18 protein-coding genes are annotated in these 21,621 nt (G+C 59.5%); 12 read left to right on the forward strand and 6 right to left on the reverse strand.

What is annotated here, in order from left to right:
* Positions 1-22 precede the first annotated feature (22 nt).
* Together UF78_RS05080 and UF78_RS05085 are read left to right on the forward strand one after the other, a co-directional pair.
* Positions 23-223 carry a hypothetical protein gene (locus UF78_RS05080; protein ID WP_045160941.1) on the forward strand — a complete coding sequence of 67 codons (201 nt, stop codon included), beginning with the start codon at positions 23-25 and terminating at the stop codon, positions 221-223.
* A gap of 66 nt (positions 224-289) precedes the next feature.
* Positions 290-1,756 (forward strand): helicase HerA-like domain-containing protein, encoded by a 1,467-nt coding sequence (locus UF78_RS05085; RefSeq protein ID WP_045160942.1) that lies wholly within the window; start codon positions 290-292, stop codon positions 1,754-1,756.
* 74 nt (positions 1,757-1,830) lie between these two features.
* On the opposite strand, the gene UF78_RS05090 is transcribed toward UF78_RS05085, so the two are convergent.
* The 3 genes from UF78_RS05090 to yaaA all read right to left on the reverse strand — a co-directional run bounded on the left by UF78_RS05090 (position 1,831) and on the right by yaaA (position 5,402).
* On the reverse strand, positions 1,831-2,040 hold the full coding sequence (locus UF78_RS05090) for a hypothetical protein (protein ID WP_045160943.1): 210 nt from the start codon (positions 2,038-2,040) through the stop codon (positions 1,831-1,833).
* A gap of 388 nt (positions 2,041-2,428) precedes the next feature.
* Positions 2,429-3,874 (reverse strand): mannose-1-phosphate guanylyltransferase/mannose-6-phosphate isomerase, encoded by a 1,446-nt coding sequence (locus tag UF78_RS05095; protein WP_045160944.1) that lies wholly within the window; start codon positions 3,872-3,874, stop codon positions 2,429-2,431.
* Between the two features lie 751 nt (positions 3,875-4,625).
* Positions 4,626-5,402: a peroxide stress protein YaaA gene (yaaA, locus tag UF78_RS05100; RefSeq protein ID WP_045160945.1), complete on the reverse strand. Its 777-nt coding sequence runs from the start codon at positions 5,400-5,402 to the stop codon at positions 4,626-4,628.
* Positions 5,403-5,537: 135 nt separating this feature from the next.
* On the opposite strand from yaaA, the gene dmeF reads away from it, so the two are divergent.
* The 5 genes from dmeF to moaE all read left to right on the forward strand — a co-directional run bounded on the left by dmeF (position 5,538) and on the right by moaE (position 9,482).
* Positions 5,538-6,536: a CDF family Co(II)/Ni(II) efflux transporter DmeF gene (gene dmeF, locus UF78_RS05105; RefSeq protein ID WP_045160946.1), complete on the forward strand. Its 999-nt coding sequence runs from the start codon at positions 5,538-5,540 to the stop codon at positions 6,534-6,536.
* A 257-nt stretch (positions 6,537-6,793) separates the two neighbouring features.
* Complete coding sequence (locus tag UF78_RS05110; RefSeq protein WP_045160947.1) at positions 6,794-8,182, forward strand: PhoH family protein; 1,389 nt, start codon at positions 6,794-6,796, stop codon at positions 8,180-8,182.
* A 126-nt stretch (positions 8,183-8,308) separates the two neighbouring features.
* The gene (gene moaC, locus UF78_RS05115; RefSeq protein WP_045160948.1) at positions 8,309-8,779 is read left to right on the forward strand and encodes a cyclic pyranopterin monophosphate synthase MoaC; all 471 of its coding nucleotides are present in this window, start codon (positions 8,309-8,311) and stop codon (positions 8,777-8,779) included.
* Positions 8,776-9,024: a MoaD/ThiS family protein gene (locus UF78_RS05120; RefSeq protein ID WP_045161104.1), complete on the forward strand. Its 249-nt coding sequence runs from the start codon at positions 8,776-8,778 to the stop codon at positions 9,022-9,024. The genes moaC and UF78_RS05120 overlap by 4 nt, the downstream gene beginning before the upstream one ends.
* Before the next feature lie 2 nt (positions 9,025-9,026).
* Positions 9,027-9,482, forward strand: a complete 456-nt coding sequence (moaE, locus tag UF78_RS05125; protein WP_045160949.1) for a molybdopterin synthase catalytic subunit MoaE — start codon at positions 9,027-9,029, stop codon at positions 9,480-9,482.
* 179 nt (positions 9,483-9,661) lie between these two features.
* Here moaE and rhlB read toward each other — a convergent pair whose 3' ends face one another.
* The 3 genes from rhlB to UF78_RS05140 all read right to left on the reverse strand — a co-directional run bounded on the left by rhlB (position 9,662) and on the right by UF78_RS05140 (position 12,988).
* The gene (gene rhlB, locus UF78_RS05130) at positions 9,662-11,065 is read right to left on the reverse strand and encodes an ATP-dependent RNA helicase RhlB (RefSeq protein ID WP_045160950.1); all 1,404 of its coding nucleotides are present in this window, start codon (positions 11,063-11,065) and stop codon (positions 9,662-9,664) included.
* 119 nt (positions 11,066-11,184) lie between these two features.
* Entirely contained in the window at positions 11,185-12,120 is a 936-nt protein-coding gene (locus tag UF78_RS05135; RefSeq protein WP_045160951.1) for a GGDEF domain-containing protein, read from the reverse strand.
* 211 nt (positions 12,121-12,331) lie between these two features.
* Positions 12,332-12,988, reverse strand: coding sequence for an alpha/beta hydrolase (locus tag UF78_RS05140; RefSeq protein ID WP_045160952.1), 657 nt, complete (start codon positions 12,986-12,988; stop codon positions 12,332-12,334).
* 345 nt (positions 12,989-13,333) lie between these two features.
* On the opposite strand from UF78_RS05140, the gene UF78_RS05145 reads away from it, so the two are divergent.
* The 5 genes from UF78_RS05145 to purL all read left to right on the forward strand — a co-directional run bounded on the left by UF78_RS05145 (position 13,334) and on the right by purL (position 21,610).
* Complete coding sequence (locus UF78_RS05145) at positions 13,334-14,362, forward strand: amino acid ABC transporter substrate-binding protein (protein WP_045160953.1); 1,029 nt, start codon at positions 13,334-13,336, stop codon at positions 14,360-14,362.
* 88 nt (positions 14,363-14,450) lie between these two features.
* Complete coding sequence (locus UF78_RS05150) at positions 14,451-15,635, forward strand: amino acid ABC transporter permease (RefSeq protein ID WP_045160954.1); 1,185 nt, start codon at positions 14,451-14,453, stop codon at positions 15,633-15,635.
* A 10-nt stretch (positions 15,636-15,645) separates the two neighbouring features.
* Entirely contained in the window at positions 15,646-16,743 is a 1,098-nt protein-coding gene (locus UF78_RS05155; RefSeq protein ID WP_045160955.1) for an amino acid ABC transporter permease, read from the forward strand.
* A gap of 11 nt (positions 16,744-16,754) precedes the next feature.
* The gene (locus tag UF78_RS05160) at positions 16,755-17,531 is read left to right on the forward strand and encodes an amino acid ABC transporter ATP-binding protein (protein WP_045160956.1); all 777 of its coding nucleotides are present in this window, start codon (positions 16,755-16,757) and stop codon (positions 17,529-17,531) included.
* A gap of 182 nt (positions 17,532-17,713) precedes the next feature.
* Positions 17,714-21,610, forward strand: a complete 3,897-nt coding sequence (purL, locus tag UF78_RS05165; RefSeq protein ID WP_045160957.1) for a phosphoribosylformylglycinamidine synthase — start codon at positions 17,714-17,716, stop codon at positions 21,608-21,610.
* Positions 21,611-21,621: the final 11 nt, after the last annotated feature.

Here is a 21,621-nt window from a genome sequence, read left to right on the forward strand (position 1 = left end):
GCCGGTGGCGCGGGAGGAATGCATGGTCGATCCGTTGGAGAAGGCTGTCGCGAACGCGCCGCCAATTATTGGGAATGGTTGTACGCAGCGTTACGATCCGGAGCGCCTCGGACCGGAGCTCGGCACCGATTTCCCAGATGCCGAAGCGCTGTGGAAGCATCACCAATCCGCTGCCGAGTTGACGGTCGAATGCACTGTTTCGACGGTTCCGGATGGCGATTGAACAAACATGAACGGGGCACCGGGTGCTGCTCGTTCGCCCTCTGCTTCCCGCTCTGGAGATCGCCAGATGACAGATAATGATCGCTTCGTGCTTGGCGCCGATGCTACCGGTGAACCCAATACTCACCCGCTTCGGCTGATCAATCGTCACGGTTTGGTTGCTGGCGCGACCGGGACTGGCAAGACGGTTACTCTGCAGCGACTCGCAGAACAGTTCAGCGAAGCTGGTATCGCTGTCTTTGCCGCCGACATCAAGGGCGACCTGTGTGGGCTGGGGGCCGTGGGGGCGCCTCATGGGAAAATCGCCGAGCGCATCGCCAGCATGCCTTGGCTCGAGCATCAACCGCAGGCATATCCCGTCACCCTATGGGACGTATTCGGTGTTAGCGGTCATCCATTGCGGACCACCCTCACCGAAATGGGGCCACTCCTTTTGGGTAGCCTGCTCGAACTGACCGATAGCCAGCAGGCTGCGCTCTACGCGGCGTTCAAGGTGGCCGATCGCGAAGGTTTGCTGCTGCTGGATCTGAAGGATCTGAAGTCACTGCTCGGCTACCTCAAAAAGAGTCCCGAGGTGCTCGGCGATGACGCTGCGTTGTTGACCAGTGCGTCTTCCCAGGCACTGTTGCGACGGCTGGCCACCCTCGAGCAGCAGGGTGCCGATGCGCTGTTCGGCGAACCGGCGCTGGCGCTTGAAGACATCCTGGAGCCCGGGCGCGATGGGCGAGGCAGGATCCATCTGCTCGACGCCAGCCAGCTCGTACACCAGGCCCCTAAAGTCTACGCGACATTCCTGCTGTGGTTGTTGGCCGAGCTGTTCGAGCAGTTGCCCGAACGAGGCGATGCGGATCGTCCGCTGCTGGCGTTGTTCTTCGACGAGGCGCATCTGCTGTTCAACGACACCCCGAAGGCACTGCAGGATCGGCTGGTGCAGGTCGTTCGGCTGATTCGTTCGAAAGGGGTAGGTGTCTATTTCGTCACCCAGTCGCCGTCCGATCTGCCCAATGAGGTTTTAGCTCAGCTGGGCCTGCGCATTCAGCACGGATTGCGGGCGTATACGATCAAGGAGCAGAAGTCGCTGCGTGCGGTGGCGGAAGGCTTTCGAGCCAATCCTGCGTTTTCTGCGCTGGACTCGCTGGTTGACTTGGGTATCGGAGAAGCGCTGGTCGGAGGATTGGAAGACAAGGGAACGCCAGCCATGGTGCAGCGTGTGTCCATTGCTCCGCCCCGATCACGCATAGGGCCGCTGGACCAGGATGAAAGGCGCGCCCTGATCGCGAACTCACCATTGCGGGCGCGCTACGATAAGGCCGTGGATCGTGAGTCCGCGTATGAGATTCTGCTTGATCGAGCGCATCGAGCAATAGAGGTCGAGCCGCAGGGGAAAGCTGCAACGGCCAAGAATGACGTAGGGGGCGCCTTCGGCGATCTCGCCGAACGAGTGTTCAAGAGCGCTGTGCGCCAGGCGGCCTCTCAGCTGGGGCGGCAACTGGTAAGGGGCCTGATGGGCTCCCTATTAGGCGGGAAACGTTGACCTGAAATCGAGTAGCTGGCCATTCGATCGCTCGTTGTATTGAGCGTTCGCCCAAGAAAGTCTTCGCTCCCGATTTATTGGCTGTCGGAAGACTGTTTCGCCATCTCTTTCTCGATCTTTTCCAATTCTTTCTTGAAAACCTGATCGTGGACGGTCTGCTTCTTGCGCCAAGGCTTTCGTTCAGGATCGGGTTGTGCGGCGTAAGTGGTTATTTCGCCCCCGTATACGGTCTTGAACCTGTTGGCCTGTCTTTCCAGTTCGGCACGTAGTTCTTCTTTCGTCACTCTTGAGCTTTTCCTTTTCTTGAAAAATTGACGCCAGCGGCTGGCAAACGGAATGCCGATTGCAGCGCAGTTAGAGAATGTCTGGCGGTTGCTTATTTAATGGTTTGGCTCATGCCATTGCAAGCAGGTCGTGAAAACAAGTGTGTGCATAAGTTAAATCGGCGAATGGCAGGCTGGTGCGCCTGTTGGCAACCTGAAGCAAATAAGAGGCACCGGTGCAGCTTGCGCTCATCGAAAGACACTGAAATTGGAATCGCACCTGCCACGTCAGTTTTCGCTGTCACAATTATTCTTGCTTGAAGCTTTCCAGTTCAACGCTATTGCGTTCTGACCTGTTCTCAAAAAAAACCGCGCCGGAGGGCGCGGTTTTTGTCATTGCACGGTCGATTCAGCGCGCCGATTGGCTCGCGACTGTGTCATGGGCGCGACCATAAACGTCGTCCAGCCGTTCGATGTCGTCTTCACCGAGATAGCTACCCGACTGGACCTCGATAATCTCCAACGGAATCTTGCCCGGGTTGGCGAGCCGGTGAATAGAGGTCACCGGGATATAGGTCGATTGATTTTCGGTCAGCAGGAAGGTCTTGTCATTGCAGGTGACCTGGGCGGTGCCAGAGACGACAATCCAATGCTCGGCACGATGGTGGTGCATCTGCAGTGACAGCTGTGCGCCTGGGTTGACGCAGATTCGCTTGACCTGGAAGCGGCCGCCCATGTCGACCGAGTCGTACCAGCCCCAGGGGCGATAAACCGCGCAGTGGTTCTGCGTTTCGGAGCGCTTCATGGCGTCGAGCTTGTTCACGAGCTTCTTGACGTCCTGAACCTTGTCCTTGTGCGCGATCATGGTCGCGTCTTTGGTTTCGACCACAACGATGTTATCCAGCCCCACGACGGTGACCAGCTTGCCGTTGCCGTGGACCAGGCAGTTGCGGCTGTCTTCGACGATCACGTCGCCTCTGGTCACGTTGCCGTTTTCGTCCTTTTCAAGTACATCCCATAGCGAGGACCAGGAGCCCACGTCGCTCCAGCCGGCGGACATCGGCACCACGCAGGCCAGTTCGGTCTTTTCCATGACCGCGTAGTCGATTGAATTGTCGGGGCAGCAGGCGAAGGTCGCCGGGTCGATCAGTACTTCGTCACCGTTCTTGGCGCTGCGCTCCAACGCAACCCAGCAAGTGTCGTAAATATCCGGGTCGTGCTTCTTCAATTCTTCCAGGAATACGCTGGCGCGGAACAGGAACATGCCACTGTTCCAGTAATAGTCGCCTGACTCGACGTATTGCTGGGCACGCGCTTCGTCTGGCTTCTCGACGAAGTTGGTGACACGGTTGACGCCTTCGGGCAGGCCGTTACGCTCGGTATGGTCGCACTTGATATAGCCGTAACCGGTCTCAGGACTGGTGGCAGGAATGCCGAACAGCACCATCTCACCGTTTTCCGCGGCGTTGGTGGCAAGAGCTAGGGAACGCTGGAACGCCTTATGATCTTCGATTACATGATCCGCGGGCAGTACCAGCAGCAGTTCGTCACGGCCATCCTCGATCAATTTCATCGCGGCAATCGCGATGGCTGGGGCAGTGTTGCGGCCGAAGGGCTCGAGCATCAGGCCCTGAATACCCAGCTTGCGTGCCGCCAGTTGCTCCTTGACGATGAAGCGATGCTCCTGGTTGCAAACCAGCAGAGGCGGCTGCATACCTTCAAAAGCGAGTCGTTCAATGGTTTGCTGGAACAGCGTCTGTTCAGCCGTCAACGCGAGGAATTGTTTGGGGAATGCTTTGCGAGAAAGAGGCCAGAGTCGGGAACCGCTGCCGCCTGAGAGGATGACCGGAATCATATTGTTTCTCCTGAATCGTTGAGAAGGGGATTTCTTCTTGTCCATTTGGGCGGCCAGAGGTCTGGTGCTCGCCGTACGCTTCTGAGTCGAGCCTTCAGGCGGCGTGCGCCGTCAAGCTCCGTTCTCCAGCAGGGAAACTGCTTTCGGGGCGAACTGCTTGCTCCGAGCCTGAACGGGGAAATTCTGTCGACTGGCCGATAACCGCCGAAGGTGAAGCTGCGGCACTGATTGCCGCTTTGAAATGGAATGGCTGCAGGCCCCCTATCGATCTGGCGCAGGTGGATGCGCGCTGACTTCGATGGCGTTCCGTCTGACTGGGTTGGTGCGGTTGGCAAAGTGCGATGAGCGTCGACCCTGCTTTGATTCGGCCTGTCTGGCCTCGACTGGTCACACCCGACGATCTCCGAGGATTGTCTTGGCTGACACATTGAAAACTCTGTTGTGAATTCCACTGCACGTTCATGTGCGACGTCCCTTTCCGCCTGGAAATGCCGGTACGCGCTTATGATTGCTGACGCCTTCGGATAGTTCCCTGGGCAATTGCCGCTGATCGGAGAGTTTTTGCGGGTAGGGTCAGCGCACACGCTAGCCCGCATTGCAGACGACACGGGAAATTTCAGGCGTGTGGCCAGTCAGCGATGAATGGTGCTGTGAAATGAATCAGGATCAGAAAAGCTGGAACGGGGAAGAGCAGGAGAGCCCCCTCGGCTTTTTTTAACGAGGGGGCGAAAGTGATCCAGTCGACGTGGTTTCAGGCATGCGGGTCGCGCAGAAATACCAGATGATCAGCCGAGGAATCATCAGGGCTGTAGCGATAGCCATCGTAGTTGAAATGCTTTAGCTGCTCGGGCTGGTGGATGCGCTCCTTGATCACGTACCGGCTCATCAAACCTCGCGCTTTCTTGGCATAGAAGCTGATGATCTTGTACTGGCCGTTCTTCATGTCCTTGAAATCAACGTCGATTATCCGCGCGTTCAAGGCGTTACGTTTTACGGCCCCGAAATATTCATTCGAAGCCAGGTTGAGCAGTACGTCATCGCCCTGTATCGCCAACGCCTCGTTTAGCCAGCCGCTGATACGCTCGCCCCAGAAGGCATACAGATCCTTGCCACGAGCGTTGGGCAGCTTGGTTCCCATTTCCAGCCGATAGGGCTGCATCAGGTCGAGCGGACGCAGAACGCCGTAGAGCCCTGACAGCATTCGCAGATGCTTCTGGGCGAAATCGAAATCCTGCTCGGAAAAATCAATGGCATTCAATCCGGTATAGACGTCGCCCTTGAAGGCAAGGAGCGCCTGCTTAGCGTTGGTCGGGGTGAATTCGGCCGTCCAGCTTCCGTAGCGGGCGACGTTGAGTGCGGCGAGCTTGTCCGAAAGGTGCATGAGTTCGCTGATCTGCTGCGGTGACAGGTCGCGCAGTTGATCGATCAATTGCTGAGCGTGGTCGAGATGTTCGGGTTGGGTGAAGCGTTTGGTCGTCGGTGGGGTGTCGTAATCCAGAGTCTTGGCCGGCGAAATCACCATCAGCATGCATCGGTCTCCTTTAATGTGCGCTGATTTTAGGCGTTAAGCCTGGCCGGGCTCTACCTATGGATTCGATTGAGAAGAAAGGTTGACCTTGCCGAGGCGCAGGGGGCCAAACTTGCTGGTGGAAAAGGAGCAATTATGACCGACTGCAATCATTCTCATTGGGAGCAATCCCATGACTACCGCCCCCTCGAGCAAGGCGCCGAGCGGCAGACCTGGGCCGTAGTGGGACTGACGGGGTTGACCATGGCGGCCGAGATTTTCGCCGGCTACTTATTCAACTCCATGGCGTTGCTTGCCGATGGATGGCATATGGCTTCGCACATGGTGGCTATCGGCATGGCAGCGATCGCCTATCTCTTGGCCCGTCGCTATGCTCATGATCGGCGCTTCACCTTCGGGACCTGGAAGATCGAGGTCCTGGCGGGCTTCTCCAGTGCGGTGCTGCTGGTGGTGGTGGCGCTGATGATGATCATCGAGTCGCTGTCGCGCTTCTGGTCGCCAGCGCTGATCGGCTTCGATGAAGCGTTATGGGTGGCCGTGATCGGGCTACTGGTCAATCTGCTGTCGGCCTGGTTGTTGCGAGATCAGCACGACCACCATGCTCATCACGATCACGATCACGATCACGATCACGATCACGATCACGATCACGATCACGATCACGATCACTCGGAGGCGCCAGGACGTGACCTTAATCGCCATGCTGCATTCATTCACGTGCTGACTGACGCGATGACCTCGGTAGCTGCAATTGTCGCCTTGCTGGGAGGCAAGTATCTGGGCTGGAACTGGCTGGACCCGCTGATGGGTATCATCGGGGCGATCGTCATTCTGGTTTGGGCCAAGGGCCTGTTGCGCGACACCGGAAAGGCGTTGCTGGATCGGGAAATGGACGATCCGCTGGTGCGGCGTGTGCAGAGGCAACTGGAGGCGGTGCCCGATACCGAAGTGACCGACCTGCATCTGTGGCGAGTAGGGCGAGCGCAATACAGCTGCATTGTCACCATCGTTACTCACCAAGAGTACTCAGCGGATCGCTACAAGGCCGAACTGGCAGGCTTCTCAGAGTTGGTTCACGTGACCGCGGAAGTGAATCGGTGTGGCAAAAACGCACAGGTTGATTACTCAGCCTAGCGATCCATTAGAGCTGCGCCAAGGGCAATTCGTCATTTACATAAAAAAACCTCACTGGGTAGAAAAAGACTTTTTACTGTCATCTGTTTTGCGGTATTACCTCATCAAGACCGCCGAAACCTGCACTCACAGGTGGCGGCCTCTGGGTGGCCCCAAGCCCCTGCCTCCCAAGTCCGCTCACCTTGCGCACGGTGGTTTTCTCTTCGGCGGAGAGCTTTTGGCCCTCCGTCGTCCCGGCTCCGAAAAGGTGATCGCGTATGGATGATTACGGCAGACCCCGCGCAACGCAGCCCACGCTCTACGTTCTTGATACCAACGTTCTGATTCACGATCCCAACGCGTTATTGAATTTCCAGGAACACCAGGTCGCGATTCCAATGACTGTGCTGGAAGAGCTGGACCAGCTCAAGACTGGCAAGCACTCTGTGGCTGCCGAGTGCCGGCAGGCGATCCGTCTGATCGACAAGGTGCTAGGCGACGCCACCCCCGAAGAGGTCGAGCTCGGCGTGCCGATTCAGCGCGAGAAAAGTGGGCCGTGCGGCAGCCTTTCCATCCTCATGAGCAAGGGCGCTGACTCCAGTGCGCTTCCTGAGGATCTCAACGACAACAAGATCATCAACCAGGTTGTGGACCTGCAGCGGCGTAGGGCTGGCGTTCCGGTGGTGCTGGTGACCAATGACATCAACATGCGACTGAAGGCGCGTGCTTGTGGTGTTGCTTCGGAGGATTACCACACCGATAAGCTGGTAGATGATGTAGGGCAGCTGTCACGTGGCTATCACAGCCTGAGCGGGTCGTTCTGGGATCGCGTCAGCAAGGTCGATACGCATCAGGGGCACGGGCGGACCTGGCATCGTGTGCAGTTGATCGACAACCTGCCAGCGGTGCATGTCAACGAGTTCATCCTCGATGAGCAGGGCTTCGTCGGCTGGATCAAGGGCATCAAGGCTGACGAGCTGCTGCTGCTCGACATGCACCAGGAACCGCTGCTGCACCAAGAAGCCTGGGGCCTGCGGCCGCGTGATATCCATCAGGCCCTGGCGCTGTTCGCCTTGCTCGATCCGGACATTCACCTGGTCAACCTGTCAGGTGCGGCAGGGTCCGGCAAGACCATCCTGGCACTGGCTGCGGCTATCGAGCAGACCGTGGTGAGCAAGCGTTACCGTCGAATCATCGCAACGCGTAGCGTGCAGGGGCTGGACGAGGACATCGGCTTCCTGCCGGGCACCGAAGCGGAAAAAATGGAACCCTGGCTCGGCGCAATCACCGATAACCTCGAAGCGCTGCACATAGACGACGAAAGCACCCACGGCAGCGTGGACTACATCCTGCAGAAGGTGCCCTTGCAGTTCAAATCGCTGAATTACATCCGTGGCCGCAGCTTCCAGCAGAGTTTGATACTGATCGACGAATGCCAGAACCTCACGCCGCACCAGATGAAAACCATCATCACGCGGGCTGGCAGTGGGTCTAAAGTCGTCTGTCTGGGGAATCTGGCGCAGATCGATACGCCCTATCTATCGGCCACAAGTTCCGGGCTGACCTATCTCACGGAGCGCTTCAAGGACTTTCCGCACGGCATGCACATTACCCTGCAGGGTGTCCCCCGCTCGATATTGGCGGAATACGCCGAGGCTCATATGTAGCGGCTTCTGGAAGTTGGAAGCCAACCGCGTGCTAAGGCGGTATCGAGCACACTGGCTTCCAGCTTCCAGCTTCCAGCTTCCAGCTGAGCTAAACTCGGGGACCCGACAGTTTCAGCAGGATTGCAAATGCTCACCCACCTCGATTCCCAGGGCAGGGCCAACATGGTCGACGTCACCGCCAAAGCCGTTACGGCACGTGAAGCGGTGGCGGAGGCGAAGGTCCGTATGCGCCCCGAAACCTTGCAGATGATCCAACAGGGTGGACATCCCAAGGGCGACGTTTTTGCGGTCGCCCGTATCGCCGGCATCCAGGCCGCGAAGAAAACCCATGAACTGATTCCTCTGTGTCATCCGTTGCTGCTCACCAGCATCAAGGTCGAGCTGCAACCGCTGGGCGACGACTGCGTACGGATCGAGGCTCGCTGCAAACTGGCTGGCCAGACCGGCGTGGAAATGGAGGCGTTGACCGCCGCAAGCATCGCTGCGCTGACGATCTATGACATGTGCAAGGCTGTCGACAAAGGCATGATCGTCGAGGGCATTCGGCTGTTGGAAAAACTCGGTGGAAAGAGCGGCCATTGGCAGGTGCCGGCATGATTCAGGTGCAGTATTTCGCCCGCTATCGTGAGGCGCTTGGGCTCGATGTGGAGCAATTGGAGTGGGATGCCTCTTTGCAACACGTAGACGACCTACGCTTGCTGCTATTGGCGCGGGGCAACGAATGGGCGGTGCTAGGCGAGCAAAACCTGATGTGCGCTCGCAATCAGGAGCTATGCGACCTGGACGAGCCGCTGGCAGACGGCGATGAAGTCGCATTTTTCCCCACTGTGACCGGAGGCTGACCATGGGCGTGCGTGTACAGCAGACCCCTTTCGACCCAGGCGCCGAACTCAACGCGTTACATGCGTCGAACCTCGGTATCGGTGCAGTGACTGGATTTGTCGGTTACGTCCGCGATTTCAACGATGGCCAGGACGTAGCAGGGATGTTTCTCGAGCACGCGCCCGGAATGACGGAGAAGGCATTGCTGAAGATCATTGAGGAGGCAGCCGCACGTTGGCCTTTGCTCAAGCTGGAGATTCTGCACCGGGTCGGACGACTCGAGCCGGGGGAGCCAATCGTCTTCGTCGGCGCCGCCAGCGCCCATCGTGAGGCGGCGTTCGATGGCTGCCGATTCGTGATGGATTACTTGAAAACCCGCGCGCCGTTCTGGAAGAAAGAAGACACCCCGTCAGGCCCGCGTTGGGTCGAAGGCCGCTGCAGCGATCAGGCTGCGGCGCAGCGGTGGGATCAGTCGTAGTGGGTCAGCCAAGCTAATGAAGTACACGACTTATTTCAGCTAAGGCATTCGCCGGACAGCACTGATTGGGTTCAGAAACATGTGGCGGGTTTGAACGGCGATTGCGCAAGGCAATAAAAAAGGCGAAGCCATCAGTGGCTTCGCCTTTTTTACTGCACATAGTTAGGTGCTATTGGTGTCTAACGCTTGGGCGGGACGGGAGCCAGAAGTTCGGCTGGAGGCATCTCACAGCTGATCTTGCGTCCTAGCAATGTTTCGATCGCTGGCAAGGCAAAGGCGTCATCCTCGCCGGCGAAGCTGATCGAGGTTCCGGTGGCGCCGGCCCGACCGGTGCGGCCGATGCGGTGCACGTAATCGTCAGGCACTTCCGGCAGGGTGAAATTGATTACGTGGCTGATGCCATCGACGTGAATGCCACGGCCCGCGACATCGGTCGCCACCATGACGCGAATCTTGCCCTCGCGAAAGCCTTCCAGTGCGCGGATACGTTTGTGCTGGGGTACGTCGCCAGACATCTGTACGGCGCTGATTCCGTCGCGGGTCAGGCGTTCCTCGATACGGCGAACCTCGTCCTTGCGGTTGGCGAATACCATCACGCGGGTCCAGTCGTTCTGAGTGATCAGGTTGTAGAGCAGTTTGTATTTATCGCTGCCCGCTACGGCGTAAACGTGTTGCTCGACGGTGTCGCTGGCCACATGTTCCGCTTCGATTTCGACGATCGCCGGGTCAGTGGTCCACTGTTTGGCCAGATTCATCACGTCTTCAGTGAAGGTGGCGGAGAACAGCAGCGTCTGGCGTTCGCTCTTCGGCGGGGTTTGGCGGATGATTTGGCGAACCTGTGGAATGAAGCCCATGTCGAGCATGCGGTCGGCTTCATCAAGGACCAGTACCTCGACCATGTCCAGGTGCACTTCGCCGCGCTGGTTGAAATCCAGTAGCCGCCCCGGTGTGGCAACCAGAATGTCGCAATAGCGACTTTCCAACGCTTTGAGTTGCTTGTCGAAGTCCATTCCGCCGACGAAGCTCATCACGTTCAAACCGGTGTATTTGGTCAGGTTCAGCGCGTCGTTGGCAATCTGCACCACCAGTTCGCGTGTCGGCGCGATGATCAGCGCGCGAGGCTCACCCATGTAGCGGTCGCTGGGTGGTGGGGTTTGCAACAACTGGGTGATCGTCGAGATTAGGAACGCAGCGGTTTTGCCGGTTCCCGTCTGGGCGCGACCGATCGCATCACTGCCTTTGAGCGTGAAGCCCAGAACCTGCGCCTGGATTGGTGTGCAGTAAGGGAAACCGAGATCGTGGATGGCGTGCATCAGCTCGGGGGCGAGCTTGAAGTCGTGAAAACGGGTCTTGCCCTCGGCTGGCTCGACTTGGAAGTCTTCCAGTTTCCAAGCTGGCGCGGGTGGTGCGGCGGGTTTGCGTGAACGCTCCCGGCGGGGCTTGGTTTCCGTTGCTGCAGGTGCGTCCGCTCTCGCTTCGAGTTGCGCAGGCGTATCGGTAGGCTTCGAGGTGTCGCTGGCGGGCTGGGCGGTAGGTAGCTCTGCCGGGCCTTTGCCAAAGATTTTCTTAAGTGCTTTGAGCACGGTTTCTTCTCTGTCTATAAAGGTTCGCCCGCCAGTGTAATGCAAGAAGCAGATACGGCGAAGACTTGCTCAGGCCGGCACTGCGGTTGCCCGGGGCGCGCTGCACATGCTGCGCCTGCTTAGCCGCACACGCGGTTTCGTCCTTGCGCCTTGGCTTGGTAAAGCGCTTGGTCGGCAACCTGGATCAGCGCTTTCAAATCGTCGTTGGGCTGCATCGGTGCAACACCGATGGAAATCGTCACGCCAGGCAAGATGCCTATCGGCGAACGGAAGGAGGTGATCTCATCGAGGCTCTGGCGCAGGCGCTCGCCGACCCCGCGCGCATCCCACAGCGCCATATCGGGAAGCAGAATCACGAACTCCTCTCCACCGTAGCGCACCAGGCTGTCCGTTGGACGGAGCAATTTCCCCAAGGTGTCGACAACCAAGCACAAGGCATGGTCACCGGCTAGGTGGCCATGCTTGTCGTTATAGTCCTTGAATCGATCGACATCGAGCATTAGGAGGGAGAGGGGTTGGTTATTGAAAACGCAGCGGGCGCTCTCGCGGTTGTAGATGTGTTCGAGCCAGCGCCTATTGAAGGATCCGGTGAGGGTGTCGACGTTGGCGTTCTGCTCGCTATTGATGATCAGCCGGTCACTCAGGCGAACCCGCTGGCAAAGCAGTTCGGCGAGGTTCTGCATCAGCTTGGGCGAGCGGGTGAGCAGTTGCATCGAACGTCGATGCAGCCGCAGCAGCACCGAGGGTTCGAGGGCAACGACATAGGCTGACGGCGGCAGGTTGTCCATGAAGCTGATCTCACCCGCACAATCCCCAGGCCCGATGGCTCGTACTGGTTGACCGTCGAGTGAATCGAGATGGACGGCAAGCTCGCCATCGAGCACTAGGTAGAGGTAATGGTTGTGCTCGAGCGGCGAAAGCAGGATATCGCCGGTTGCGATCAGGCATGGCTCGAAGGCCTCCTGGAGCAAGCGCAGGCAGGGCTCGTCAACATGGTCCAGCAAGCGCGCTCGTTTGAGGTGCTGCATTTCAGCCCGCCATTCGGCAAGCCTCATGACCGCAACATCCAGTTGGATGACCTCTTCGTCATGACTATCGCTGCGCCCCGTGACTACTGGCTGGGTCGGCCCCGTCTGGCCGCGATGGGCGCTGCAACAGCAGGCGCATCGAGATAGTGTCCACCCATGCAAAGCGTAGCCTTATTTGACCGTACGGACAGGCGTGCGGCGTCACATTTCTTCGATGACCCGCCCGCCGTAATGCCGATCAATCGAGACGTGCAGCGAGCCAGTCGCCTATGTCGCGAATCTCGTCCGGCACCACTTCGTGAGCCATTGGATATTCGCGCCACTCGGCTGCGATCTGATTTTGTACCAGGCAATCGTAAGCGGTACGTCCCATCGCGGACGGAACGACATTGTCGTCCGAACCATGCAGGCAGAGGACCGGCAGGCTTTGCTGCAGTGGCGACAGGCCAAGATCGGCGCCGAAAGTGGGTGCATAGGTAGACAAGGCCAGGACGCCACCGAGCGGGCCGGCCCAGCGCAGGAACGCGGTGTGATAGACCACGGCGCCGCCTTGAGAGAAGCCAGCTAAAAAGATGCGTCGAGGATCGATGCCGCTATCACGCTGCGCCTCGATCAGCGCTATCACAGTCTGTGCCGACTGTTCGAGCTGTGCCTGATCGATCGCCCGCGCCGGGCTCATGGCGAGGATGTCGTACCAGCTTGGCATCGCCCAGCCGCCATTGATGGACACCGCTCGGGTCGGCGCCTGGGGCAACACGAAGCGTGTCCTCAGTAGCCGCTGCTGCAGAGCCTCGGCTACAGGTAGAAAGTCATAACGATCAGCGCCGAGGCCATGTAGCCAGATGACGCATGAGTCGGCGGTTGTTTCCGGTTCGATGATCAGGGGGGCACTCATGTCAGGCTCCGTCTGGGGCGATCGCCTCATATTGGGGCGGTCGCGAAGGGTAGATGCAGCAATATGCGGCGAGAGTACCTTTACGAGGGCTCTCAATGAAGCGGGCAGGCCCGCCGAGTGCGCGCTGAAGGATTGGTATGCCGCTTGCTTTGCTCCGATGCGTCATATGTGCCGGTGTCGTCTGCGTCCTTGCAGACAAGCGCATCGGGAGGAGTTGCCGATAATCAATCGGCGGCTAGACTCAGGTCAGGTTCTTCTGCCGCAGCGGTTGACGCGTGTCACTGGCCCGCGGCAACGCTGTAGAAGACCCCGACCCCGCAGAATAAAAGCAAACTGGAGGTTTCGATGATAAGGGTTAAATCCACACTGGCCGTGCTTGGTGCCGCGACACTTTTGGGCACCAGCGGCTTGGCGCAGGCAGGGGCGACTCTGGATGCAGTAAAGAGCAAGGGCTTCGTGCAGTGCGGCGTCAGCGACGGGCTGCCGGGCTTTTCCTACACTGACGCCAAGGGCGAGTACAAAGGAATCGATGTGGATGTCTGCCGTGCGGTAGCGGCTGCGGTATTCGGCGATGCAGAAAAGGTCAAGTTCAGTCCGTTGACCGCCAAGGAACGCTTTACCGCTCTGCAATCGGGCGAAGTCGATGTGCTTTCGCGGAACACGACCTGGACCAGTTCGCGGGACGCGGCCATGGGGCTTAACTTTACCGGGGTTACCTACTATGACGGGCAGGGCTTTCTGGTAAACAAGGAGCTCGGCGTATCCAGCGCTAAGGAGCTCGACGGTGCCACAGTCTGCATTCAGGCGGGGACCACCACCGAACTGAACCTCTCCGACTATTTCCGCGCCAACAACCTCAAGTACACCCCAATCACTTACGACACCTCCGACGAAAGCGCCAAGTCGCTGGAATCCGGTCGCTGCGATGTGCTCACCTCCGACCAATCGCAGTTGTACGCGCAGCGCATCAAGCTGGCCAAGCCGGACGCCTATGTCGTGCTACCCGAAGTCATCTCCAAGGAACCGCTCGGCCCGGCCGTGCGTCAGGGGGACGAGGAGTGGTTCGATATCGTGCGCTGGTCGTTGCTGGCGATGGTCAATGCCGAGGAGTTGGGCGTGACTGCTGCTAACGTCGAGGAAACCGCCAAGAGCACCAAGAACCCTGACGTGGCGCGTCTGCTCGGAGCGGAAGGCGAATACGGTAAGGACCTGAAGCTGCCCAAGGATTGGGCAGTGCAAATCGTTAAACAGGTCGGCAATTATGGCGAGGTGTTCGATCGCAACGTTGGTTCCGGTAGCGAGCTGAAGATCGAGCGCGGACTGAACGCGCTTTGGACCAATGGAGGTCTGCAGTACGCACCTCCGGTGCGCTGACCACGCCGGGCCAGCGGGAAGCTGGCCTTGTTTCAAGGATGAGTGTTGCCGGTGCGCCCGCATCGGCAGCGCCGTATGAGGTTTCTTGATGCGAACCATCGCCAAAACGGGGGCAGCGCGCGGCTCGCTGCTCACGGATCCGCAGGCACGTGCCTGGGTGTTCCAGGTCATCGCCGTCATCACAGTAGTAGGGATCGGCTGGTTTTTGTTCGACAATACCCAGACCAATCTTGCCCACCGGGGCATTACTTCAGGCTTCGGTTTTCTCGACAACGCTGCCGGTTTCGGCATCTCCCAACATCTAATCGACTACAGCGAAAGCGATTCTTATGGACGCGTGTTTTGGGTCGGCTTGCTCAACACGCTTCTGGTCAGCGTCATCGGGATTATCCTGGCGACTATCTTCGGATTCATTCTCGGCGTCGCCCGATTGTCGCCGAACTGGTTGATCCGCCAGATCGCCACTGTCTATATCGAGACATTCCGCAATATCCCGCCGCTGCTGCAGATCTTTTTCGTCTACTTCGCCGTGCTCAGCCCGTTGCCGGGACCGCGTGACAGCCTGAGCTTGTGGGACATCATTTTTGTCAACAACCGTGGCGTGCAAATGCCTTCACCGAGTGCGGGGGAGGGCTTCTGGCCGTTCTGGATTGCGATGTTCCTGGCGCTGGTGGCGATCGTCATGCTCAACCGCTGGGCTCGGGCCCGACGCCATGCCACGGGACAGATTTTCCCGGTGTTCTGGAGCAGCCTGGCACTGTTCATCGCGGTGCCGGGGCTGTCCTCGTTGCTCTTCGGCGGGCCGTTCCTATGGGAAATCCCCGAGCTGCAGCGGTTCAACATCCGTGGCGGTTGGGTGGTAATCCCTGAGCTGGTGTCGATCGTGCTGGCGCTGTCGATTTATACCGCCGCATTCATTGGTGAAACCGTAAGAGCGGGCATCCAGTCGGTCAGCCATGGACAGACCGAAGCGGCGGCGTCGCTCGGGCTCCGGCCCGGCCGTGTGCTGCGCCTGGTCATCATTCCCCAGGCACTTCGGGTGATCATTCCGCCGCTGACGAGCCAGTACCTCAACCTGGCGAAGAATTCGTCGCTAGCGGCTGCGATCGGCTATCCGGACATGGTCTCGCTGTTTGCCGGCACGGTGCTCAACCAGACCGGACAGGCGATCGAAACCATGGCCATTACCATGAGCGTGTACCTCGCCATCAGCATCAGCATTTCGCTGTTGATGAACTGGTACAACAAGCGCATCGCGCTGATCGAGCGGTAAGGACGAGCGCATGACGACCCATACTTTCAAACCGGACCTGCCGGCGCCTTCCACCAATATCGGTGCAGTGGCCTGGATGCGGGCCAATCTGTTCTCCAGCTGGATCAACACACTGCTGACGCTTGTCGGGTTGTACCTGATCTGGTTAGTCGTTCCGCCCATCATTGAATGGGCAATCATCAAGGCCGATTGGAGTGGCGAGTCACGAGCCGATTGCACTCGAGAAGGGGCGTGCTGGGTGTTCGTGCAGACCCGCTTCAGCCAGTTCATGTACGGCTTCTACCCGGCAGAGCTGCGCTGGCGGGTGGACCTGACGGGCTGGCTCGCAATCATTGGCGCTGCGCCTCTGTTCCTTAGGCAAATGCGACACAAGGCGCGCTACGGTATTGCCTATCTAGTGATCTATCCGCTGCTTGCCTACTGGCTGTTGCACGGTGGTTTCCTCGGTCTGGAAACGGTGCCGACCAGCCGTTGGGGCGGGTTGATGCTGACTATCGTCATCGCTGCCGTGGGCATTGCTGGCGCTTTGCCGCTGGGTATTCTGCTGGCGCTCGGTCGGCGTTCCAGCATGCCGGCTATCCGTGTGCTCTGCGTGACGTTCATCGAGTTCTGGCGTGGTGTACCCCTCATCACCGTGCTTTTCATGTCCTCGGTGATGCTGCCGCTGTTTCTGCCAGAGGGGATGAATCTCGACAAGCTGATGCGGGCCATGGTGATGGTGGTGTTCTTCGAGGCGGCATACATCGCTGAAGTGGTGCGTGGCGGCCTGCAGGCGATCCCCAAAGGACAGTACGAGGCGGCCGCGGCGATGGGGCTGGGCTATTGGCGCAGCATGGTGCTGGTAATCCTGCCGCAGGCACTGAAGATGGTCATCCCCGGGATAGTCAATACCTTCATCGCGCTGTTCAAAGACACCAGTCTGGTGATCATCATCGGCTTGTTCGACTTCCTCAACAGCATCAAGCGTGCGACGTCGGACCCTGCCTGGCTCGGTATGTCGACCGAGGGATACGTCTTCGCGGCGCTGGTCTACTGGATGTTCTGCTTTGGAATGTCGCGCTATTCCATGCACCTGGAGCGCAAGCTCGACACCGGCCACCGGAATTAAGGAAAAGCATCATGAACGAAACATCTCTGCGATCCGATCAGCCCGAGCAAGCTGGTGAGCCTGTCATCCAGATGCAGGGCGTGCACAAGTGGTTCGGCCAGTTCCATGTGCTCAAGGACATCAATCTCAACGTTACCCAGGGCGAGCGCATCGTTCTATGCGGGCCTTCGGGCTCGGGCAAGTCCACCACCATCCGCTGTCTCAATCGTCTCGAGGAGCATCAGCAGGGCCGGATCGTGATCAACGACGTGGAGCTGACCAACGATCTGAAGCAGATCGAGGCGATCCGCAGCGAAGTCGGCATGGTGTTCCAGCACTTCAACCTGTTCCCGCACCTCACGGTGCTACAGAACTGTACCCTGGCCCCAATGTGGGTGCGCAAGCTACCGCGGCGTCAGGCCGAAGAAATCGCCATGCATTATTTGGAGCGTGTGCGGATTCCGGAGCAGGCCGACAAGTTTCCGGGACAGCTGTCGGGCGGCCAGCAGCAACGGGTCGCGATCGCTCGGGCACTGTGCATGAAGCCGAAGATCATGCTGTTCGACGAACCCACCTCGGCGCTGGACCCGGAAATGGTCAAGGAAGTACTGGATACCATGGTCGGCCTCGCCGAAAGCGGGATGACCATGCTGTGCGTGACCCATGAAATGGGCTTCGCTCGCACCGTAGCCGACCGGGTGATCTTCATGGATAAGGGCGAGATCGTCGAAGAAGCCGATCCCGAAACCTTCTTCACCAATCCGAGGAACGAGCGCACCAAGCTGTTCCTGAGTCAGATACTGCACTAAGCGCGCAGCGGCACATTCCAGGCGAGCGTGAATGGCGTCTTTCGCATCCACCGTGTGAACGGTGGATTGCAGACGCGTGATCCACCCTGCGTGTGTGGAGCTTGCAGCAGGCTTAGCCTCGGACGCTGTCATGGGCTAGAATACGCGGCCCGACTGCTCCCCCCTCCGAGGCTGTTCCGACGATGTTGATCCTGCGCGGCGCTCCCGCTCTTTCCGCCTTCCGTCACGGCAAGCTCCTGGCACAATTGACCGCGAAGGTCCCCGCCGTGAGCGGGTTGTACGCCGAGTTCGCTCATTTCGCCGAAGTATCCGGCACGCTTGGCGCGGATGAGGAACTCGTGCTCTCCCGGCTGCTGAAGTACGGTCCAAGCGTTCCCGTTCAGGAGCCCGCGGGTCGGTTGTTCCTCGTTATTCCGCGATTCGGAACGATTTCCCCCTGGTCGAGCAAGGCCAGCGATATCGCCCGCAATTGTGGACTCGCCAAGGTTCAGCGCCTCGAGCGTGGCATCGCTTACTACGTGGCAGGGGATTTCTCCGACGCTGAGGCCCAACAGATCGCCGCCGCCCTGCATGACCGCATGACCCAATTGGTGCTCGCGCGTTTCGAGGAAGCCTCGAACCTGTTCAGCCATGCCGAGCCGAAGCCACTGACCGCGATTGATGTGCTGGGCGGCGGGCGCGCTGCGCTGGAGCAGGCCAACGTGGATCTGGGCCTAGCGCTGGCTGAAGACGAGATCGACTATCTGGTGACGAGTTTCACCGGGTTGGGGCGCAACCCCCATGACATCGAACTGATGATGTTCGCCCAGGCCAATTCCGAGCATTGCCGTCACAAGATCTTCAACGCCAGTTGGGACATCGATGGCGAGAATCAGGACAAGTCCCTGTTCGGCATGATCAAGAACACGTTCCAGCTGCATGGCGAAGGGGTGCTGTCCGCCTACAAGGACAACGCCGCGGTGATCGTCGGCAACGTGGCGGGGCGTTTCTATCCGAATCCCGACACCGGCGAATACGCGGCCAGCCAGGAGCCGGTGCATATCCTGATGAAGGTGGAAACCCACAACCACCCGACGGCGATCGCCCCCTTTCCTGGTGCTGCCACTGGCTCCGGCGGCGAAATCCGCGATGAGGGTGCCACCGGCCGTGGTGCCAAGCCCAAAGCGGGCCTTACCGGCTTCACCGTTTCCAACTTGAACATCCCTGGCTTCGAGCAACCTTGGGAAGTCCCGTACGGCAAGCCCGAGCGTATCGTCACACCGCTGGACATCATGATCGAAGGCCCGTTGGGTGGCGCGGCGTTCAACAATGAGTTCGGCCGGCCGGCGTTGAACGGTTACTTCCGCACGTTCGAGCAATCGATCAGCACCCCGCGTGGCGATGAGGTTCGCGGCTACCACAAGCCGATCATGCTCGCCGGCGGCATGGGCAATATTCGTGAAGGTCACGTGCAAAAGGCCGAGATTTCGGTTGGTGGCAAGCTGATCGTGCTCGGTGGTCCGGCAATGCTGATCGGCCTCGGCGGCGGTGCTGCCTCGTCGATGGCAACCGGCAGCAGCTCGGCGGATCTCGATTTCGCATCGGTGCAGCGTGACAACCCTGAAATGGAGCGCCGCTGCCAGGAGGTCATCGACCGTTGTTGGCAGCTGGGCGACAAGAACCCCATCAAGTTCATTCACGATGTCGGCGCCGGTGGCCTCTCCAACGCCTTCCCGGAGCTGGTCAACGACGGTGGTCGTGGCGGGCGCTTCGAGCTGCGCAAAGTCCCCAACGACGAGCCGGGCATGGCGCCACATGAAATCTGGTGCAACGAATCCCAAGAGCGCTACGTGCTGTCGGTCGATGCCGCCGATCTCGAGCGTTTCGAAGCCATCTGCAAGCGCGAGCGCTGCCCCTTCGCCGTCGTAGGCGAAGCCACAGCCGAACCGCATCTGACCGTTTCTGACAGCCACTTCGGCAACGATCCGGTCGATATGCCGCTCAACGTGTTGCTCGGCAAGGCGCCGCGCATGCACCGCAGCGCTGTCCGTGAGGCCGAGCTTGGCGATGATTTCGCAGCTGACCAAGTTGAACTGTCCGAGGCGATCGACCGTGTGTTGCATCATCCGGCAGTGGCCAGCAAGAGCTTCCTGATCACCATTGGTGACCGCAGCATCACTGGCATGGTGGCACGCGATCAGATGGTCGGCCCTTGGCAGGTCCCGGTGGCGGACTGTGCGGTGACCGCCACCAGTTACGATGTTTATACCGGTGAAGCCATGGCCATGGGCGAGCGGACGCCGCTGGCCCTGCTCGACGCGCCTGCATCAGGACGCATGGCGATTGGCGAAACCCTGACGAACCTGGCCGCCGCCCGGATCGAGAAGCTTTCCGATATCAAGCTGTCCGCCAACTGGATGGCCGCAGCCGGCCATCCAGGTGAAGACGCGCGTCTGTACGACACGGTCAAGGCGGTGGGCATGGAGTTGTGTCCGGAGCTGGGGATCACCATCCCGGTCGGCAAGGACTCGATGTCGATGAAGACCCGCTGGACTGACGAGGGCGCCGAGAAAAGTGTGACCTCGCCGTTGTCGCTGATCGTGTCCGGTTTCGCGCCGGTAGTGGACATACGTCATACCCTGACCCCCCAGCTGCGACTGGACAAGGGCGAAACAGATCTGGTGCTGATCGACCTCGGCCGCGGCCAGAATCGTATGGGGGCGTCGATCTTGGCGCAGGTCTACGGCAAGATGGCACGTCAGGCGCCGGACGTGGATGACGCCGAAGATCTGCAGGCGTTTTTCGCAGTAATCCAGGGGCTCAATGTCGATGGGCTGTTGTTGGCCTACCACGATCGCTCGGACGGTGGCTTGCTGACCACGGCGTTGGAAATGGCCTTTGCTGGACACTGTGGTCTTAACCTCAACCTCGATGGTCTGGTAGAGAGCGCGGCGCAAATCCCGGCTGCACTGTTCAACGAGGAATTGGGTGCGCTGATTCAGGTGCGCCAGGGCGATACCGAGGTCGTGCTCGCGCAGTTCAGCGCGGCGGGCCTCGCCGACTGCGTTTCGGTTATCGGGCAGCCAGTCAACAATGGCCACGTGGCGATCAGGTTCGATGGCGCGGATGTGTTCGCCGGTGATCGTCGCCTGCTGCAGCGCCAGTGGTCCGAAACCAGTTATCAGATCCAGCGTCTGCGCGACAACGCCGACTGTGCCGATCAGGAATTCGACGCGCTGTTGGAAGAAGATAATCCTGGTTTGAGCGTCACGCTGGGCTTCGACGTCAATGAAAATATCGCCGCACCTTACATCAAGCGTGGCGCGCGACCCGAGGTGGCGATTCTGCGCGAGCAGGGCGTCAACGGCCAAACCGAGATGGCGGCCGCTTTCGACCGTTCCGGTTTCGCCGCGGTCGATGTGCACATGAGCGATATCCTGTCCGGGCGTATCAGCCTCGAGCGCTTCAAGGGGCTGGTCGCGTGTGGCGGCTTCTCCTATGGCGACGTCCTCGGCGCCGGCGAAGGCTGGGCCAAATCAATCTTGTTCAACAGCCGTGCCCGTGAAGACTTTAGCGCCTTCTTCGAGCGCAGGGACAGCTTCGCACTTGGTGTCTGCAACGGCTGTCAGATGCTGTCCAACCTGCATGAGCTGGTGCCTGGCAGCGAGTCCTGGCCACACTTCGTGCGTAACCGCTCCGAGCAATTCGAAGCGCGTGTGGCCATGGTCCAGGTCCAGGACTCTCCGTCGATCTTCCTCCAGGGCATGGCCGGTTCACGCTTGCCTATCGCTATCGCGCACGGCGAAGGTCACGCGGAATTCGAAAGCGAAGAAGCGCTACTCGAAGCCGATCTCTCTGGCACCGTCGCGCTGCGCTACATCGACAATCACGGCAAGGTCACCGAACGCTATCCGGCCAACCCGGGCGGGTCACCGCGCGGGATCACTGGGCTGACCACCCGCGATGGCCGGGTGACCATCATGATGCCGCACCCCGAGCGGGTGTTCCGCGCCGTGACCAACTCCTGGCGCCCGGACGAGTGGCAGGACGATGGTGGCTGGATGCGCATGTTCCGTAATGCGCGAGTCTGGGTCGACTGACCTGACCCTGG

The organism is Stutzerimonas stutzeri (genome assembly GCF_000952685.1).
Classification (GTDB): Bacteria; Pseudomonadota; Gammaproteobacteria; order Pseudomonadales; family Pseudomonadaceae; genus Stutzerimonas; species Stutzerimonas stutzeri_E.

Bases quoted from the DNA above. Each gene is read 5' to 3' on its own strand.
- UF78_RS05080 (WP_045160941.1), top strand. From the start codon at position 23: ATGGTCGATCCGTTGGAGAAGGCTGTCGCGAACGCGCCGCCAATTATT.
- UF78_RS05085 (WP_045160942.1), top strand. From the start codon at position 290: ATGACAGATAATGATCGCTTCGTGCTTGGCGCCGATGCTACCGGTGAA.
- UF78_RS05095 (WP_045160944.1), bottom strand. From the start codon at position 3,874: ATGATTCCGGTCATCCTCTCAGGCGGCAGCGGTTCCCGACTCTGGCCT.
- yaaA (WP_045160945.1), bottom strand. From the start codon at position 5,402: ATGCTGATGGTGATTTCGCCGGCCAAGACTCTGGATTACGACACCCCA.
- dmeF (WP_045160946.1), top strand. From the start codon at position 5,538: ATGACCGACTGCAATCATTCTCATTGGGAGCAATCCCATGACTACCGC.
- UF78_RS05110 (WP_045160947.1), top strand. From the start codon at position 6,794: ATGGATGATTACGGCAGACCCCGCGCAACGCAGCCCACGCTCTACGTT.
- moaC (WP_045160948.1), top strand. From the start codon at position 8,309: ATGCTCACCCACCTCGATTCCCAGGGCAGGGCCAACATGGTCGACGTC.
- UF78_RS05120 (WP_045161104.1), top strand. From the start codon at position 8,776: ATGATTCAGGTGCAGTATTTCGCCCGCTATCGTGAGGCGCTTGGGCTC.
- moaE (WP_045160949.1), top strand. From the start codon at position 9,027: ATGGGCGTGCGTGTACAGCAGACCCCTTTCGACCCAGGCGCCGAACTC.
- UF78_RS05135 (WP_045160951.1), bottom strand. From the start codon at position 12,120: ATGAGGCTTGCCGAATGGCGGGCTGAAATGCAGCACCTCAAACGAGCG.
- UF78_RS05140 (WP_045160952.1), bottom strand. From the start codon at position 12,988: ATGAGTGCCCCCCTGATCATCGAACCGGAAACAACCGCCGACTCATGC.
- UF78_RS05145 (WP_045160953.1), top strand. From the start codon at position 13,334: ATGATAAGGGTTAAATCCACACTGGCCGTGCTTGGTGCCGCGACACTT.
- UF78_RS05150 (WP_045160954.1), top strand. From the start codon at position 14,451: ATGCGAACCATCGCCAAAACGGGGGCAGCGCGCGGCTCGCTGCTCACG.
- UF78_RS05155 (WP_045160955.1), top strand. From the start codon at position 15,646: ATGACGACCCATACTTTCAAACCGGACCTGCCGGCGCCTTCCACCAAT.
- UF78_RS05160 (WP_045160956.1), top strand. From the start codon at position 16,755: ATGAACGAAACATCTCTGCGATCCGATCAGCCCGAGCAAGCTGGTGAG.
- purL (WP_045160957.1), top strand. From the start codon at position 17,714: ATGTTGATCCTGCGCGGCGCTCCCGCTCTTTCCGCCTTCCGTCACGGC.